We start from the raw sequence: 16113 nt of genomic DNA, 5'->3' as shown, positions 1-16113 counted from the left end.
GCGGCGCCCCCTCCTGTGCGGGGGGCATTTTTGTTTGGCCAGCGCGGTCAGTTCCGTAAGCAGAGACGATCGATGGAGCTTTGAGGATCATGAGCGAGACGAATTCCGCTGCCGCTTCCGAGGTGGCCGCGCCGCACCGCTACACGGCGGCGATGGCCGCCGACATCGAGGCACGCTGGCAGGACTTCTGGGACGCCGACGGCACGTACGAGGCGCCGAACCCGAGCGGTGACCTGGTGGGAGACACCGAGGCGGACCAGGCGATGGCCGCCCGGCCCAAGAAGTTCGTCATGGACATGTTCCCCTACCCCTCGGGCGCGGGCCTGCACGTCGGCCACCCGCTGGGCTACATCGCCACGGACGTCTTCGCGCGCTTCCAGCGCATGAACGGGCACAACGTCCTGCACACCCTGGGCTTCGACGCCTTCGGCCTGCCCGCCGAGCAGTACGCCGTGCAGACGGGCACCCACCCGCGCACGTCCACCGAAGCCAACATGGTCAACATGAAGTCCCAGCTGCGCCGGCTGGGCCTGGGCCACGACAAGCGCCGGTCGTTCGCCACGATCGACCCCGAGTACTACAAGTGGACCCAGTGGATCTTCGTCCAGATCTTCAACTCCTGGTACGACGACGAGGCGAAGAAGGCCCGTCCGATCGACCAGCTGATCGCGCAGTTCGAGAGCGGTGAGCGCGCCGTACCGGACTCCACGCGCGCGTGGCACGAGCTGAACGCGGCCGAGCGGGCCGACGTGCTGAGTGAGTACCGGCTGGCGTACGCCTCCGAGGCGCCCGTCAACTGGTGCCCCGGCCTGGGCACCGTCCTGGCCAACGAGGAGGTCACCGCCGACGGCCGCTCCGAGCGCGGCAACTACCCCGTCTTCAAGGCCAAGCTGCGCCAGTGGAACATGCGCATCACCGCCTACGCGGACCGCCTGCTGGATGACCTGGACGCCCTGGACTGGCCCGAGGCGATCAAGCTGCAGCAGCGGAACTGGATCGGCCGCTCCGAGGGCGCCCGCGTCGACTTCCCCGTCGGCGACGAGGCCATCACCGTCTTCACCACCCGTCAGGACACCCTGTTCGGCGCCACGTACATGGTCCTGGCGCCCGAGCACGACCTGGTGGACCGGATCGTCCCCGCCGCATGGCCCGAGGGCACGCACGACGTCTGGACGGGCGGCCACGCGTCCCCCGCCGAGGCCGTCGCCGCCTACCGCAAGCAGGCCGCCTCGAAGTCCGACGTCGAGCGCCAGGCCGAGGCCAAGGACAAGACCGGCGTCTTCACCGGCGCGTACGCGGCCAACCCGGTCAGCGGCGAGCAGGTCCCCGTCTTCATCGCCGACTACGTCCTGATGGGCTACGGCACCGGCGCGATCATGGCCGTCCCCGCGCACGACACCCGCGACTTCGCGTTCGCGCGCGCCTTCGAGCTGCCGATGCGCTGCGTCGTGGAGCCCTCGGACGACCGCGGCACCGACACCTCCACGTGGGACGACGCGTTCGCCTCCTACGACGCGCGGCTGGTCAACTCCGCGAGCGACCAGATCTCCGTGGACGGCATGGGCGTCACCGACGCCAAGGCGCGCATGACGGAGTGGCTGGAGCGCACCGGCATCGGCCGCGGCACCGTCAACTTCCGCCTGCGCGACTGGCTGTTCAGCCGCCAGCGCTACTGGGGCGAGCCCTTCCCGATCGTCTACGACGAGGACGGCGTCGCCCACTCGCTGCCCGAGTCGATGCTGCCGCTGGAGCTGCCGGAGGTCGACGACTACAGCCCCCGCACGTTCGACGCGGACGACGCCGACACTCAGCCCGAGACCCCGCTGTCCCGCAACGACGACTGGGTCCACGTCACGCTGGACCTGGGCGACGGCGCTGGTCCGCGAAAGTACCGCCGCGAGACCAACACCATGCCCAACTGGGCGGGTTCGTGCTGGTACGAGCTGCGCTACCTGGACCCGCACAACAGCGAGAAGCTGGTCGACCCGGCCATCGAGCAGTACTGGATGGGCCCCCGTGAGGGTCAGCCGACCGGTGGCGTCGACCTGTACGTGGGCGGCGCCGAACACGCCGTGCTGCACCTGCTGTACGCCCGCTTCTGGTCGAAGATGCTGTTCGACCTGGGCCACATCTCGTCGGCCGAGCCGTTCCACAAGCTGTACAACCAGGGCATGATCCAGGCCTACGTGTACCGCGACAGCCGCGGCATCGCGGTGCCCGCCGCCGAGGTCGAGGAGCGCGACGGCGCGTACTACTTCGAGGGCGAGAAGGTCTCCCGCCTGCTGGGCAAGATGGGCAAGTCCCTGAAGAACGCCGTCACGCCGGACGAGATCTGCGCCGAGTACGGCGCGGACACCCTGCGCCTGTACGAGATGGCGATGGGCCCCCTGGACGTCTCGCGGCCGTGGGACACGCGCGCGGTGGTGGGCCAGTTCCGTCTGCTGCAGCGACTGTGGCGCAACATCGTCGACGAGGCGAGCGGCGAGGTCACCGTCGTCGACACCGAGGACTCCGCCATCGACGGGACCACGCTGCGCGCCCTGCACAAGGCGATCGACGGCGTCCGCCAGGACCTGGAGGGCATGCGGTTCAACACCGCCATCGCCAAGGTCACCGAGCTGAACAACCACCTGACCAAGGTGGGCGGCCCGCTGTCGCGCAGCGTGGCCGAGCGCCTGGTGCTGCTGGTCGCGCCGCTGGCCCCGCACATCGCCGAGGAGCTGTGGCGCAAGCTGGGCCACACCGACTCCGTCGTCCACCAGGACTTCCCCGTCGCCGACCCCGCGTACGTCGTGGACGAGTCCGTGACCTGCGTCGTGCAGATCAAGGGCAAGGTCAAGGCGCGCCTGGAGGTGTCCCCGTCGATCTCCGACGAGGACCTGGAGAAGGTGGCCCTGGCCGACGAGCGGGTCGTCGCCGCGCTGGACGGCGCCGGTATCCGCAAGGTCATCGTGCGGGCGCCGAAGCTGGTGAACATCGTTCCTGCGTGAGCGACAGCCACTCCGTTCAGCCGGATCAGGGTTGTTCCCTACGGGCAGGTTGGGGGTTCCGCTGGAACCTCCAACCTGCCTTTTCCGTTTACCGTGGAAGAGGCGGACGGACCGCCGACCTTGTCGGGAGGAGCGTCATGGGAGAGGCCGTGATCGCGATCGTGGCGCTCATGTTCGTACTGTTCCTGGCCCTGGGCGCGTACGTGACGGTGAAGGTCGTCGGCGCCGCCAAGCGGGGAGTGGACCGCACGGTCGCGCAGGCCCGCCGGTCCGTCGAGGACACGACGCTCAAGGCGCGGACGTTCGTGCAGCCGGGCGCGGCCGGCGAGCTCGCGCAACTGCGGCTCAAACTGCGTACGTCGATGAGGTCCACTCAGGACACGCTCCACGCGCGCGTGGCCGAGGACGCCTCGCTCAAGGAGTCGCTGGACCTCTTCGGCCGGCTCAGCGTGTACGGCCACGAGCTGGACGACGACCTCAAGCGCCTTGAGACCGAGCCGGACAAGGCGCGTCTCGCCGAGCTCCTGCCCGATCTGCGCAAGCGGACGGAGCAGATCACCGCGTCGGCCGACTCCCTGCGCCGGGCGGCCAGGGACCGCGCCCACCGGATCGCCGACGACGACCTGGAATCCCTCAGTGCCCAGATCGACATCGAGGCGGGAGCCCTGCGGCACTGGACGACCGAACCGTCGCCCGAGCCCGCGCAGACGCCGCCCCCATGGCCCGAGGCCCCGGTCCCGGAGCGTCCCGCCGCGCATCAGACCTGGCCAGGGACTCCGCAGGACGGACAGGCCGAGGAGCCCGACCGGCCCGCGCTCTCCCCCACCGACCCGCGCCCCGCCTATCCTTGGCAGAAGAAAGCCCGCCCGGAGAGCACGACTTGACGCGCGCCCGGGCCACCGGGGCCGGGCTGCCGTCCACCGGCCCGGGCAGGTAATCTCCAGCTCATGTCCCGCCATGTCGCGATCGTCACGGATTCAACGGCCTACCTGCCGCAGCGGACGATGGAGCGCCACGGCATCACCGCGGTCCCCCTGACCGTGGTCCTTGGCGACCGGGCCCTCGAAGAGGGCGCCGAGATCTCCACCCGCTCACTCGCCGAAGCCCTGCAGAAGCGCCGGCCGGTGACCACGTCCCGGCCGAGCCCCGAGATCTTCGCCGCCACTTATCGCAAGCTGGCCGAAGAGGGCGCGACCTGCGTTGTCTCGCTCCATCTGTCGTCCGAACTCTCCGGGACCTACGACGCCGCGGTACTCGCCGCGCGCGAGGCGCCGGTGCCGGTCAGAGTCGTGGACACCGGCATGGTCGCGATGGCCCTCGGTTTCTGCGCGCTCACCGCCGCCGAGGTGGCCGACGGCGGCGGCACGGTCGACGAGGCGGTGACCGCGGCGGAGAAGCGGGCCGCCGCCACGTCCGCGTACTTCTACGTCGACACCCTGGACTACCTCCGCCGCGGTGGCCGTATCGGCGCCGCCCAGGCCCTCCTCGGCTCGGCGCTGGCCGTAAAACCGCTGTTGCAGCTCGAAGGTGGTCGTATCGAGCTGCTCGAGAAGGTGCGTACCTCGTCGAAGGCGATCGCCCGTCTTCAGGAGATCGTCGCCGAGCGCGCGGGCACGAGCGAGGTCGACATCGCGGTGCACCATCTCGCCGCGCCGGACAAGGCGGCGACGTTCGCGGACAAGCTCCGGGAGCGGGTGCCGGGGCTCTTGGACCTGCATGTCAGCGAGGTCGGCGCGGTCATCGGGGCGCACACGGGGCCGGGGTTGCTGGGGGCGGTCGTTTCGCCTCGGTGAGGTGCCTTGCGGTGCGGTGCTCTGAGCCTGGGGGTTCTTGTGGGTGACGGAGTTATCCACAACTGGCGGGTTGTCCCCGGGAATTGAGCAAGATCACCGCGGATGCGGCGGAGTGCCTAGCGTTCGTGGCATGGCACTTGGATCAGCACTTTCAGAGACAGCAGCACTTTCAGAGACAGCAGTACGTTCGGAGACGCTTGAGGCGGCTGCCGGACATGTGGCGCCGGGGGGAGCGTCGGGGACGTGGCAGCGGCGTAGGCGTGCGCGGCGACGCTATCGGCAGGCGTCGGCCGAGGCGTTGAGGCTGCGGGCGGAGGCGTTATTCGCCCAGGGGCCGGGTGGGCCGCCGGGTTGGTCCGGCGCGCCGAGTCTGTCGTCCGGTCCACCGGGTGTCCCGAGTTCGCCGGATCCGCCTGGGTGGGTGCGGCCGCCTCTTCCACGGTGGGCCGGGACGGTGTCTTCACGTCCTCCTCGGTGGGCTCGGGCGGATGTCGATGCCGATGCCGATTCCGACGACGGCGGGGTCCGGGTGGTGGGTGCGGCGCCGGGGGAGTTCACGGAGGAGCGGGACGAACCGGCGGGCGAGGCCGAGAGGGATACGCCCTCGTGGCGGGAGCGGGCTGGGTTTGCCGTGCGAGAGCGGCTGCCGCTGTGGATGCAGACGCGGTGCGGGCTAGAGCGGCGGAGCGTGATCGCTCTGGTCGTGGTCCTGGTCGCGGCGGCGGGCTTCGCCGTGCACCACTTCTGGACCGGACGGGCTCAGCCGGTGAGCGCGCCCGAGGTGGTGCGATCGGCGGCGCCCGAGGGGGCGGCGGGGCAGCTCGACGCGGGTCAGGAGCCGGGCGCCGGGCCGTCGGCACCCACCCCGGCCGGGGCGTCGGCCGCGGGCGGGACGGACGGGCCGGCCGGGGCGGCTGCGGCGGGGATCGTCGTGGACGTCAGCGGGAAGGTGCGCAGTCCCGGGATCCATCGGCTGCCGGCCGGATCCAGGGTCGCCGACGCGTTGCGCGCCGCCGGAGGGATCCGTCCGGGGGTGGACCCCACGGGAATCAACCGGGCGCGACTGCTGGCGGACGGCGAGCAGGTGGTCGTGGGCGCACCGGCGGCACCCGGAGGGACCGGCTCGGGCGGTTCTGCGGGTTCGGCGAGTTCCGCCGGGACGGGTTCCGGAACCGGGGCCGCGGCGGCGGGGCCGATCGGCCTCAACACCGCCACCGCAGAGCAGCTGGACACGCTGCCGGGCGTCGGACCCGTGCTGGCCCAGCACATCATCGACTACCGCACCGAGCACGGGGGTTTCCGTTCCGTCGATGAACTGCGCGAGGTCAACGGCATCGGCGATCGTCGTTTCTCCGACCTCCAGAACCTCGTACGGCCATGAACGGCACGGGAGTTGCACCGCCCTCGGATCCCGCTTCGGATGACGCCAACCCCCGGCAGGAGGGCCCGGCGGATCTCCGTCTCGTCCCTCCGGCGGTCGCGGCATGGGCCACGGCAGCGGTGGCGCTGGACGCTCCGGCGGCGTGGGTGACGGCCGCGGCGCTGACCTGCGCGGCGGTGGCGGGAGTGTTGTTACTGGGAGGGGCGGCACGGGGGCGGCAGGGGAGGACGGAGCCACCGTCCCACCCGCGATCCCCAGTGCCACTACCGCCAGCGCCCCCGTCCCCGGAGTTACGGCCCCCGCCACCCCGCCCTCCCCGCAGAGTGTTCTCGCTCTGGCCTCGTCTGTCCGTGGCCGCCGTGCTGCTCTGCGTCGCGGCGTCCGGGGCCTCGGCCGCGCTGCACGGTGCGGATCTGACGCGCGGTCCCGTTCCCGGGCTTGCCCGGCAATTCGCGCGGGTGACGGTCGAGTTGGAAGTGACGGCCGACCCGCGGCTGACGCGCCCCCGCGTGCAGGGGGACCACGCGGCTCCCTCGTCCGTCGTCATCGCCGCCGATGTGCTGAGAGTCGGCGGCGCGGGGCGGGGCGGGCCCTCGGGCGTCGGGACGCGGGTGCGTACGCCGGTTCTGGTCCTCGTCGACGTGGACCGCGCCGCCCCGGGGAGGACGCCGTGGCTGTCGCTCCTGCCCAGCACGCGGCTGGTCGTGCACGGAGGGCTGGCGCCGGCGTCGGCCGGTGGCGGCCGGGTCGCGGCCCTGCTCCGGGTCGGACGCGACGAGAGCCCTCGGATCGTCGCCGCACCCTCCACGGCTCAGCGGTTCGCGGGGAAGCTGAGGGGCGGGCTGCGGGAAGCGACCGAGGGGCTGCCGGCGGATGCCCGCGCGTTGCTTCCCGGGCTCGTAGTCGGGGACACGTCGCGTGTCCCGCCCGAGCTGCACGACGCGTTCGAGGCCACTGACCTCTTGCACCTGACGGCGGTCAGCGGGGCGAACTTCACGATCCTGCTCGCTCTGCTGATCGGGCCGCCCGGCACCGCGCATCGGGCGGAGCGCCGTGGCCTCGCCCCGAGGCTCGGGATCCCGTTGCGGGCGACCGCTCTGCTCGGCGGCGCGCTCACGCTCGGCTTCGTGATCGTGTGCAGGCCGGAGCCGAGCGTGCTCAGGGCGGCGGCCTGCGGGCTCGTCGCCCTGCTCGCCATTGGCACCGGGCGACGCAGGTCCCTGATCCCGGCACTGGCCACGGTCGTACTGCTGCTGGTGCTGTACGACCCCTGGCTGGCCCGGAGTTACGGGTTCCTGCTGTCCGTCCTGGCCACCGGCGCGCTGCTGACTCTCGCCCCGCGCTGGAGTGCGGCACTGCGGCGTCGGAGATGTCCGCCGCGCCTGGCGGAGGCGCTCGCGGCGGCCGGGGCGGCGCAGGCCGCGTGTGCGCCGGTGGTCGTGGTCATCGCGTCCCGGGTGAGCCTGGTGGCGGTGCCGTGCAATCTGCTCGCGGAGTTCGCGGTCGCGCCGGCGACGGTGCTGGGGTTCGCCGCCCTGGCCGCCGCGCCGCTGGCGATACCGGTCGCGAAAGTCTTCGCCTGGTGCGCGAGCTGGCCCGCCGGATGGATCGCGGACATCGCACGCGCGGGGGCCGCACTGCCCGGCGGAGGCGTGGACTGGCCCGGGGGCCCGAGCGGCGGGCTGCTGCTCGCCGTGGTCACCCTGGGCGTGGTCCTCGTGGGCCGCCGAGTGCTCAAGTCCCCGTGGATCACGGGGATATGTGTGCTGCTCCTGATCCTCGTGGTCATGCAGCCGAGGCCCCTGACCCGGGTGATCACGGGGTGGCCCCCGCCGGGATGGCGGATGGTGATGTGCGATGTGGGGCAGGGGGACGCGCTGGTGCTCGCGGCGGGCGCGGGGGCCGGGGTGGTGGTCGACGCGGGGCCGGATCCGGTGCTGGTCGACCGTTGTCTGCGCTCGCTCGGGATCACCCGGGTCCCGCTCGTCCTGCTGACCCACTTTCACGCGGACCATGTCGCGGGTCTGCCCGGGGTGCTGCGAGGGCGCGAGGTGGGGGCGATCGAGACGACAGGGTTCGACGAGCCGCCGGAACAGGCGCGTTTCGTCCGGGGGTTGGCGGACGCTCGGCACATCACGATGACCCGGGCCGTCGCGGGGGAGCAGCGGCGGACGGGCCGGCTCGCGTGGCAGGTGCTGTGGCCGCCGCCGCGACCCGCTCCCGACCCGGACGGCCCGAACGACGCGAGCGTCACCCTGCTGGTCCGCACTGCGGGCCTCACCCTGCTGCTCCTGGGTGACCTCGAACCACCGGCCCAGCGCACCCTGTTGAGATCCCCCCTGGCGGCGGCCCTGCCACCCGTGGACGTTCTCAAGGTCGCCCACCACGGCTCGGCCTACCAGGATCCGGTACTCCTGCGGCGGGCCGCGCCGCGTCTTGCCCTGATTTCGTGCGGCGAGGACAACCCGTACGGGCATCCGTCGGCGCGCACGGTCGCGGCGTTGCGGGCCGGTGGAGCGGCGGTCCTCCGGACGGACCGGGACGGGGCGTTGGCGGTCACCGGATCGGGGCAGGACAGATCCGGTTCGGTCCGCTCCGGGGAGGCGTCGGGGGAGGGGGCGGGGCTCGGTGTGGTGACGGGTGGGTCATGACAGGTGCCGCGCCCCTGCGGCTCCCGTGGCATTACCGGCCGGTAGAAATGCCTCTGAGCTGGCGAAACGGTAAGCGGAATGACTAATTCAGGCATCTCTGTACAGGCGGTAACAGTCTCTGGCATTCCCGCGATGTGGGCCTGTGTTGCCCCGAATGCCACAACGATGGTCGAATGCATCTTCGTTGATGGTGGTGTCAAGCTTCACTGGGGTGTCTCGCACATGGTCGGCCGCTGGCTGGGAAACCGTACGAACCGGGCTCAACGAACAAGTCCCCTCGTGGGGGTGAGCGTGCCGCCCGGCGCGGGATTCGTCAGCTGCCGGGTGCTCGACCCCGTCAACGAGCCGGTGCGCGGCGCCGAGTTCGCGGTGAGCGACGCCATGGGGCGCACGGTCGTGCGTGGTGGGGCCGACCCGTTCGGCTCGTTCGTCGCGGCCGTGCCCGCCGGTGACTACCGGCTCGCGGTCACGGCGGAGGGCTACACGCCGTACCGGGGAAACGCTTCGGTCGGCGAGAGCGCGCACTCCTCACTCGGCGACGTCATGCTCCAGGTCGCCCGGCCGCCGGCCCTGCCCGACGCCGGGGACTGGGAGATCGAGGCGATGCACTCGTCGGTCGGGTTCACGGCGCGGCACATCGGACTGGCGCGGATCCACGGCCGGTTCAACACGTTCGCGGGCGCGCTGCGCATCGCCGAGCGGGTCGAGCGGTCGGCGATGCATGTGGTCATCGATGCGTCGTCCATCGACACGAACGTGAAGATGCGCGACGACCATCTCAGGTCGGCCGACTTTCTCGACGTGGACCAGTTCCCGACGCTCGAGTTCTACAGCGAACGGTTCGTGCACAAGGGCGGGAGCCGCTGGGCGATCACCGGCGCGCTCTCGCTGCACGGTGTGACCCGCACGGTCACGCTCGACGCGGAGTATCTGGGCCTGGGCAACGGCATGGAGGGGGAGACCCGCGCCGCCTGCCGCGCCACCACGGAGCTGCACCGCGACGACTTCACGGTCAACTGGCAGACGATGCTGGCCCGCGGGATCGCGGCGGTCGGCTCCAGCGTGAAGATCGAGCTCGACATCCAGATCGTCCCGAAGGGCTGACCCCGCGGCATCCTCAACGGTCAGCCCTCGAAGGTCAGCCCTCAATCGCCGATTCGATGCCGCCGCCCGACGCCGCCGACCCGAGCCGCCGCACCGATGCCGCCGCGGCTAAGGCGCCTCGAGCCAGCCCTCGTGCTCCGCGGCGAATGCGTCGAGCGAGGCGGGGTCGAGGCGGCCGGTGGGGTCCTCGATCACCACGAGCCACTGGGCGTCCTCGGCGTCGTCCTCACCGGCCAGCGCGTCGCGTACGAGCTGGGGCTCCTCGGTGACGCCGAACCGGTCGGAAAGCTCCTCGGCCACCTCCTCCGCGGCGTCGCGGTCGGGCAGCACCAGTACATGTCGAGCGTCGGTCACCCGGCCATTCTCCGGCACGGCGGGCGTTGTCAGTGCCGCGTGGGATGCTTGACCGCGATGGCCAGGAAGACTGCAACAGACGACGTGCTCGCTCCTGTCACCCTCGCCGTGGGGCAGGAGGACCTGCTGCTCGACCGCGCCGTGCAGCAGGTGGTGGCTGCCGCTCGCGCCGCCGACGCGGACACGGATGTGCGTGACCTCACGTCCGACCAGCTTCAGCCCGGCACGCTCGCCGAGCTGACCAGCCCGTCGCTCTTCGCCGAGCGCAAGGTCGTGGTCGTACGCAATGCGCAGGACCTCTCGGCCGACACGATCAAGGACGTGAAGGGCTACTTCGCGGCGCCCGCCGAGGAGATCACGCTGGTGCTGCTGCACGCCGGCGGCGCCAAGGGCAAGGGGTTGCTCGACGCGGCCCGCAAGGCGGGGGCCCGCGAGGTCGCCTGCCCCAAGATGACCAAGCCCGCGGACCGGCTGGCGTTCGTGCGCAGCGAGTTCCGGGCGATCGGCCGTTCCGCGACGCCGGAGGCGTGCCAGGCCCTGGTCGACTCGATCGGCAGTGACCTGCGGGAGCTGGCGTCTGCCGTGACGCAGCTCGCCGCGGACGTCGAGGGCACCATCGACGAGGCGGTCGTCGCCCGGTACTACACGGGCCGGGCGGAGGCCTCCAGCTTCACCGTCGCCGACCGGGCCGTCGAGGGCCGCGCCGCGGAGGCGCTGGAGGCGCTGCGGTGGTCGTTGTCGACCGGGGTGGCGCCCGTGCTGATCACCAGCGCGCTCGCCCAGGGGGTCCGCGCCATCGGCAAGCTCTCGTCGGCACGCGGCGGCCGGCCCGCCGATCTCGCCCGCGAGCTGGGGATGCCGCCCTGGAAGATCGACCGGGTGCGCCAGCAGATGCGCGGCTGGACGCCGGACGGTGTGGCAGTCGCGCTGCGGGCCGTCGCCGAGGCAGACGCGGGCGTCAAGGGCGGCGGGGACGATCCCGAGTACGCCCTCGAGAAGGCCGTGGTCACCATCGCAAGGGCCGCCCGCTCCCGCCGCGGCTGAACCACACGCCCCCACCCCTGCACCCGTAAGCCCCCGGCCCACGCGGGGCCTGCGCCGCCATGCCATGCGGCGTAAGCCCCCCACACACGCCAAAACCCCGCCTGGCCATCCTGGGGAAGGACAGCCGTGCGGGGTCTCAGGTTCAAGCTCGATGGATCCGCACCCGCGTGGCGAACGCAGTCGCGTGCAGATCCGGGGTGCCGGCCGGGAGCGGAGAGAGAGGGCCCGCTCGGGTCCGTCCGGCGTTCACATCAAAGGAGTGCCCGTCCCGTGAGGGAGTGGGTACTCAGCCCTTGAGGGAGGAAGCCTTGGAAGCAAGCGCCGACTTCTTGTTGGCGGCCTGGTTCTTGTGGATGACGCCCTTGGAGACGGCCTTGTCGAGCTTGCGCGAAGCCTCGCGCGTCAGCTCCTCGGCCTTCTGGGTGTCACCCGCGGCAACGGCCTCGCGGGCCTTGCGGATCGCGGTCTTGAGGGAGGACTTGACAGCCTTGTTGCGCTGACGAGCCTTCTCGTTGGTCTTGATCCGCTTGATCTGGGACTTGATGTTCGCCACGAAATGAGCCTTTTCAGGTTCAGGCACGCGAGCTCACGCCCACGTGCCGGTGATTTCTCTTGAGGTGCCTCGTGCCGAGAGGGCATGAGACACAGCTGTCAACGGTACCAGCCGTGCTCCGAGCGGCCCAAACCGGGCGCAGTCCCGCGTCCGTGGGACCATGGAACCTACGTATAGATCCGACCCGAGGCGACAGGCGCCTCAAGAGACAGGACCCTGCGTGCCCGCGACCCCTAACAATGTGCCCGAGCCGAGCCGTACTGCCCCGGCTCTGATCCGCAATTTCTGCATCATCGCGCACATCGACCACGGCAAGTCCACGCTCGCCGACCGGATGCTCCAGCTGACCGGTGTGGTCGAGCAGCGGCAGATGCGTGCTCAGTACCTCGACCGGATGGACATCGAGCGCGAGCGCGGCATCACGATCAAGTCCCAGGCGGTGCGGCTGCCCTGGGCCCCGAGCGAGGACCCGGGCAAAACCCACATCCTCAACATGATCGACACCCCGGGGCACGTGGACTTCACATACGAGGTCTCGCGGTCGCTCGCGGCCTGTGAGGGCACGGTCCTGCTCGTCGACGCGGCCCAGGGCATCGAGGCGCAGACTCTCGCCAACCTCTATCTGGCGATGGAGAACGACCTCAAGATCATCCCGGTTCTCAACAAGATCGACCTGCCGGCCGCCCAGCCCGAGAAGTTCTCCGAGGAGCTCGCGAACCTCATCGGCTGCGAGCCGGAGGACGTGCTGAAGGTCTCCGCGAAGACCGGCATGGGCGTCGAGGCGCTGCTCGACAAGGTCGTCGCCGAGATCCCGGCCCCGGTCGGCGTCGCCGACGCGCCCGCGCGAGCGATGATCTTCGACTCCGTGTACGACTCCTACCGCGGCGTCGTGACGTACGTACGAGTCGTCGACGGCCAGCTCAACAAGCGTGAGCGGATCCGGATGATGTCCACCGGCGCCACCCACGAGCTCCTGGAGATCGGGGTCTCCTCGCCGGAGATGACCTCGGCCGACGGCATCGGCGTCGGTGAGGTGGGCTACATCATCACCGGCGTGAAGGACGTCCGTCAGTCCAAGGTCGGTGACACGATCACCTCCCTGCACAACGGCGCCACCGTGGCGCTCGGCGGCTACAAGGACCCGAAGCCGATGGTCTTCTCGGGCCTTTATCCGCTGGACGGCTCGGAGTACCCGGACCTGCGCGAGGCCCTCGACAAGCTGCAGCTCAACGACGCCGCGCTCGTCTACGAGCCGGAGACCTCGGCCGCCCTCGGCTTCGGCTTCCGCGTCGGCTTCCTCGGCCTGCTCCACCTCGACGTGATCCGTGAGCGCCTGGAGCGCGAGTTCGGGCTCGACCTCATCGCCACCGCGCCCAACGTGGTCTACCGCGTGGCCATGGAGGACGGCACCGAGCACACGGTCACCAACCCGAGCGAGTTCCCCGAAGGCAAGATCGACAAGGTCTTCGAGCCCGTCGTACGGGCCACGATCCTCGCCCCCAGCGAGTTCATCGGCTCGATCATGGAGCTCTGCCAGACCCGCCGCGGCACGCTGCTCGGCATGGACTACCTCTCCGAGGACCGCGTCGAGATCCGCTACACGCTGCCGCTCGCGGAGATCGTCTTCGACTTCTTCGACCAGCTGAAGTCCAAGACGCGCGGCTACGCGTCCCTGGACTACGAGCCCACCGGCGAGCAGGACTCCAGCCTGGTCAAGGTCGACATCCTGCTGCACGGCGACAAGGTCGACGCCTTCTCCGCGGTCACGCACAAGGACGCGGCGTACGCGTACGGCGTGCGGCTGGTCGCCAAGCTGCGCGAGCTCATCCCGCGGCAGGCCTTCGAGGTGCCGATCCAGGCCGCCATCGGCTCCCGGGTCATCGCCCGGGAGACGATCCGCGCCATCCGCAAGGATGTCCTCGCCAAGTGCTACGGCGGTGACATCTCCCGTAAGCGCAAGCTGCTCGAGAAGCAGAAGGAGGGCAAGAAGCGCATGAAGATGGTCGGCTCCGTCGAGGTGCCGCAGGAAGCCTTCATCGCCGTGCTCTCCAGCGACGACAGCGGCTCGAAGAAGAAGTAGGCTGCGTCATAGCAGTCCCGGGGCCCGTCGCGCGTCAGTGCGGCGGGCCTCTTGATTTCCCGGCAGTGTTGTGCGGGCCTTTTGTGGGGGCTGTGTGTACAGCGGCTGTCGACAAGAAGTGACAGGCTGCGGCCCCTTACGCACCGGGCGACTGCGCTCTACTCTGATCACTGCTCGGTAGTTACTCGCCAGTTAAACAACAGCCGCCAACAGCCAGCCGCGCCCAGTCTCGCCGCACTGTCGCGTGCCCCCGGAGGACGTCGTGAGCGACACACAGACCCTGATCGAGAACCGTCCGCCGTCCGTGGCGGCCCTCTTCCTGGAGCGCGTGGCGGCCACGCCCGATACCGAGGCCTACCGCTATCCGGTGCCATCGGCCTCCGGTGAGGGCCCCGAGGAGTGGAAGTCGCTGAGCTGGGCGCAGGCCTCGACGCGGGTCTACGCCATCGCGGCCGGCCTCATCGAGCTCGGCGTCCAGCCGGAGGAGCGGGTCGCGCTCGCCTCCTCCACGCGGGTCGAGTGGATCCTGGCCGACCTCGGCATCCTGTGCGCGGGCGCCGCCACGACCACCGTGTACCCGCAGACCAACGCCGAGGAGTCGGGGTTCATCCTCGCGGACTCGGACAGCAAGATCCTGATCGCCGAGGACGCGGCCCAGCTGGCCAAGGCCCGCGAGCGCCGGGCCGACCTGCCCGACCTCGCGCATGTCGTCGTCATCGACGAGGCCGGGGTCGAGCCGGACGCCGCGGACCCCGAGGGCTGGGTGCTCACGCTCGCCGACCTGGAGAAGCGCGGCGCCGCCCACCTGGAGAAGAACCCGGACCTGATCAAGGAAAAGGTCGGCGCGATCACCGCGGACCAGCTCGCGACCCTGATCTACACCTCCGGCACCACCGGCCGGCCCAAGGGCGTGCGCCTCCCGCAGGACAACTGGTCGTACATGGCGAAGGCCATCGCCTCGACCGGCCTGCTCGGCCCGGACGACGTGCAGTACCTGTGGCTGCCCCTCGCGCACGTCTTCGGCAAGGTCCTCACATCCGGGCAGATCGAGGTCGGGCACGTCACCGCCGTCGACGGCCGCGTGGACAAGATCATCGAGAACCTGCCCGTCGTGCAGCCGACCTACATGGCCGCGGTGCCGCGCATCTTCGAGAAGGTCTACAACGGGGTCGCGGCCAAGGCGCGGGCCGGCGGCGGCGCCAAGTACAAGATCTTCCAGTGGGCGGCCGAGGTCGCGCGCGAGTACGCGAAGGTCAGCCAGGACAACTTCCGCAGGACCGGCACGGCCAGCGTGCCGTTCTCGCTCGGCGCCAAGCACAAGGTCGCCGACGCGCTCGTCTACTCCAAGCTGCGTGAGGCGTTCGGCGGCCGGCTGCGCGCCTGTGTCTCCGGCTCCGCCGCGCTCGCCCCCGACATCGGCTACTTCTTCGCCGGCGCGGGCGTGCACATCCTGGAGGGCTACGGCCTCACGGAGACCTCCGCCGCGTCCTTCGTCAACCCCGGTGAGGCGTACCGCACCGGCACGGTCGGCAAGCCGCTCCCCGGCACGGAGGTGCGGATCGCGGACGACGGCGAGATCCTGCTGCGCGGCCCCGGCGTCATGCAGGGCTACCACGGGCTGCCCGAGAAGACGACCGAGGTCCTGGAGTCCGACGGCTGGTTCCACACCGGCGACATCGGTGAGCTGTCGCCCGACGGCTACCTCAAGATCACCGACCGCAAGAAGGACTTGATCAAGACGTCGGGCGGCAAGTACATCGCGCCCGCCGAGGTCGAGGGTCAGTTCAAGGCCGTCTGCCCGTACGTCTCGAACATCCTGGTGCACGGCGCCGACCGGAACTTCTGCACGGCTCTCATCGCTCTCGACGAGCCGTCCATCCTGGCGTGGGCCAAGGAAAACGGCCTGGAGGGCACGTCGTACGCCGATGTGGTCGCGGCCCCCGCCACGGTCGAACTGGTCGAGGGCTACGTCAAGGAGCTCAACCTGAGCCTCCAGAAGTGGCAGACCATCAAGAAGTTCAAGCTCCTGCCGCGCGACCTCGACATCGAGCACGGCGAGCTGACCCCGAGCCTGAAGCTGAAGCGGCCGGTCGTCGAGCGTGAGTACGGGCACCTGATCGACGAGATGTACGCCGGCTCTCGCGAGGCGTGAGCGCCTTTCGT

At 70.6% G+C, this 16113-nt stretch carries 11 protein-coding genes; 9 read left to right on the top strand and 2 right to left on the bottom strand.

Going from position 1 to position 16113, the window contains the following annotated elements; all coding sequences use genetic code 11:
- Positions 1 to 89: 89 nt before the first annotated feature.
- From leuS to ACY0PA_RS16085, 6 genes are all read left to right on the top strand, one after another.
- The gene (gene leuS / locus ACY0PA_RS16110) at positions 90 to 2990 is read left to right on the top strand and encodes a leucine--tRNA ligase (RefSeq protein ID WP_473085276.1); all 2901 of its coding nucleotides are present in this window, start codon (positions 90 to 92) and stop codon (positions 2988 to 2990) included.
- Positions 2991 to 3127: 137 nt separating this feature from the next.
- The gene (locus ACY0PA_RS16105) at positions 3128 to 3874 is read left to right on the top strand and encodes a hypothetical protein (RefSeq protein WP_473085275.1); all 747 of its coding nucleotides are present in this window, start codon (positions 3128 to 3130) and stop codon (positions 3872 to 3874) included.
- Positions 3875 to 3937: 63 nt separating this feature from the next.
- On the top strand, positions 3938 to 4783 hold the full coding sequence (locus ACY0PA_RS16100) for a DegV family protein (protein WP_473085274.1): 846 nt from the start codon (positions 3938 to 3940) through the stop codon (positions 4781 to 4783).
- A gap of 529 nt (positions 4784 to 5312) precedes the next feature.
- On the top strand, positions 5313 to 6164 hold the full coding sequence (locus ACY0PA_RS16095; RefSeq protein ID WP_473085273.1) for a ComEA family DNA-binding protein: 852 nt from the start codon (positions 5313 to 5315) through the stop codon (positions 6162 to 6164).
- Positions 6161 to 8815 (top strand): ComEC/Rec2 family competence protein, encoded by a 2655-nt coding sequence (locus ACY0PA_RS16090; RefSeq protein ID WP_473085272.1) that lies wholly within the window; start codon positions 6161 to 6163, stop codon positions 8813 to 8815. Before ACY0PA_RS16095 ends, ACY0PA_RS16090 begins: the two co-directional genes overlap by 4 nt.
- A 222-nt stretch (positions 8816 to 9037) precedes the next feature.
- Positions 9038 to 9919 (top strand): YceI family protein, encoded by an 882-nt coding sequence (locus tag ACY0PA_RS16085; protein ID WP_473086334.1) that lies wholly within the window; start codon positions 9038 to 9040, stop codon positions 9917 to 9919.
- Positions 9920 to 10027: 108 nt separating this feature from the next.
- Here the strand turns inward: ACY0PA_RS16085 and ACY0PA_RS16080 are convergent, their stop codons facing one another.
- Positions 10028 to 10273, bottom strand: coding sequence for a hypothetical protein (locus ACY0PA_RS16080; RefSeq protein ID WP_473085271.1), 246 nt, complete (start codon positions 10271 to 10273; stop codon positions 10028 to 10030).
- A gap of 57 nt (positions 10274 to 10330) precedes the next feature.
- On the opposite strand from ACY0PA_RS16080, the gene holA reads away from it, so the two are divergent.
- Positions 10331 to 11317: a DNA polymerase III subunit delta gene (gene holA, locus ACY0PA_RS16075; protein WP_473085270.1), complete on the top strand. Its 987-nt coding sequence runs from the start codon at positions 10331 to 10333 to the stop codon at positions 11315 to 11317.
- A gap of 286 nt (positions 11318 to 11603) precedes the next feature.
- Here holA and rpsT read toward each other — a convergent pair whose 3' ends face one another.
- The gene (rpsT, locus tag ACY0PA_RS16070; protein WP_100594244.1) at positions 11604 to 11870 is read right to left on the bottom strand and encodes a 30S ribosomal protein S20; all 267 of its coding nucleotides are present in this window, start codon (positions 11868 to 11870) and stop codon (positions 11604 to 11606) included.
- Between the two features lie 220 nt (positions 11871 to 12090).
- Here rpsT and lepA point away from each other — a divergent pair, with 220 nt between their 5' ends.
- Both lepA and ACY0PA_RS16060 read left to right on the top strand, forming a co-directional pair.
- Positions 12091 to 13950, top strand: coding sequence for a translation elongation factor 4 (lepA, locus tag ACY0PA_RS16065; RefSeq protein ID WP_454400444.1), 1860 nt, complete (start codon positions 12091 to 12093; stop codon positions 13948 to 13950).
- A 262-nt stretch (positions 13951 to 14212) separates the two neighbouring features.
- Positions 14213 to 16102 (top strand): AMP-dependent synthetase/ligase, encoded by a 1890-nt coding sequence (locus ACY0PA_RS16060; RefSeq protein WP_473085269.1) that lies wholly within the window; start codon positions 14213 to 14215, stop codon positions 16100 to 16102.
- Positions 16103 to 16113 lie beyond the last annotated feature (11 nt).

This window comes from Streptomyces sp. DS1-CR2, assembly GCF_055760475.1.
The sequence above is the reverse complement of the archived record's forward strand: the minus strand, read 5'-3'. Positions and strand labels throughout refer to the sequence as shown.

Bases quoted from the DNA above. Each gene is read 5' to 3' on its own strand.
- leuS (WP_473085276.1), top strand. From the start codon at position 90: ATGAGCGAGACGAATTCCGCTGCCGCTTCCGAGGTGGCCGCGCCGCAC.
- ACY0PA_RS16105 (WP_473085275.1), top strand. From the start codon at position 3,128: ATGGGAGAGGCCGTGATCGCGATCGTGGCGCTCATGTTCGTACTGTTC.
- ACY0PA_RS16100 (WP_473085274.1), top strand. From the start codon at position 3,938: ATGTCCCGCCATGTCGCGATCGTCACGGATTCAACGGCCTACCTGCCG.
- ACY0PA_RS16090 (WP_473085272.1), top strand. From the start codon at position 6,161: ATGAACGGCACGGGAGTTGCACCGCCCTCGGATCCCGCTTCGGATGAC.
- ACY0PA_RS16085 (WP_473086334.1), top strand. From the start codon at position 9,038: ATGGTCGGCCGCTGGCTGGGAAACCGTACGAACCGGGCTCAACGAACA.
- holA (WP_473085270.1), top strand. From the start codon at position 10,331: ATGGCCAGGAAGACTGCAACAGACGACGTGCTCGCTCCTGTCACCCTC.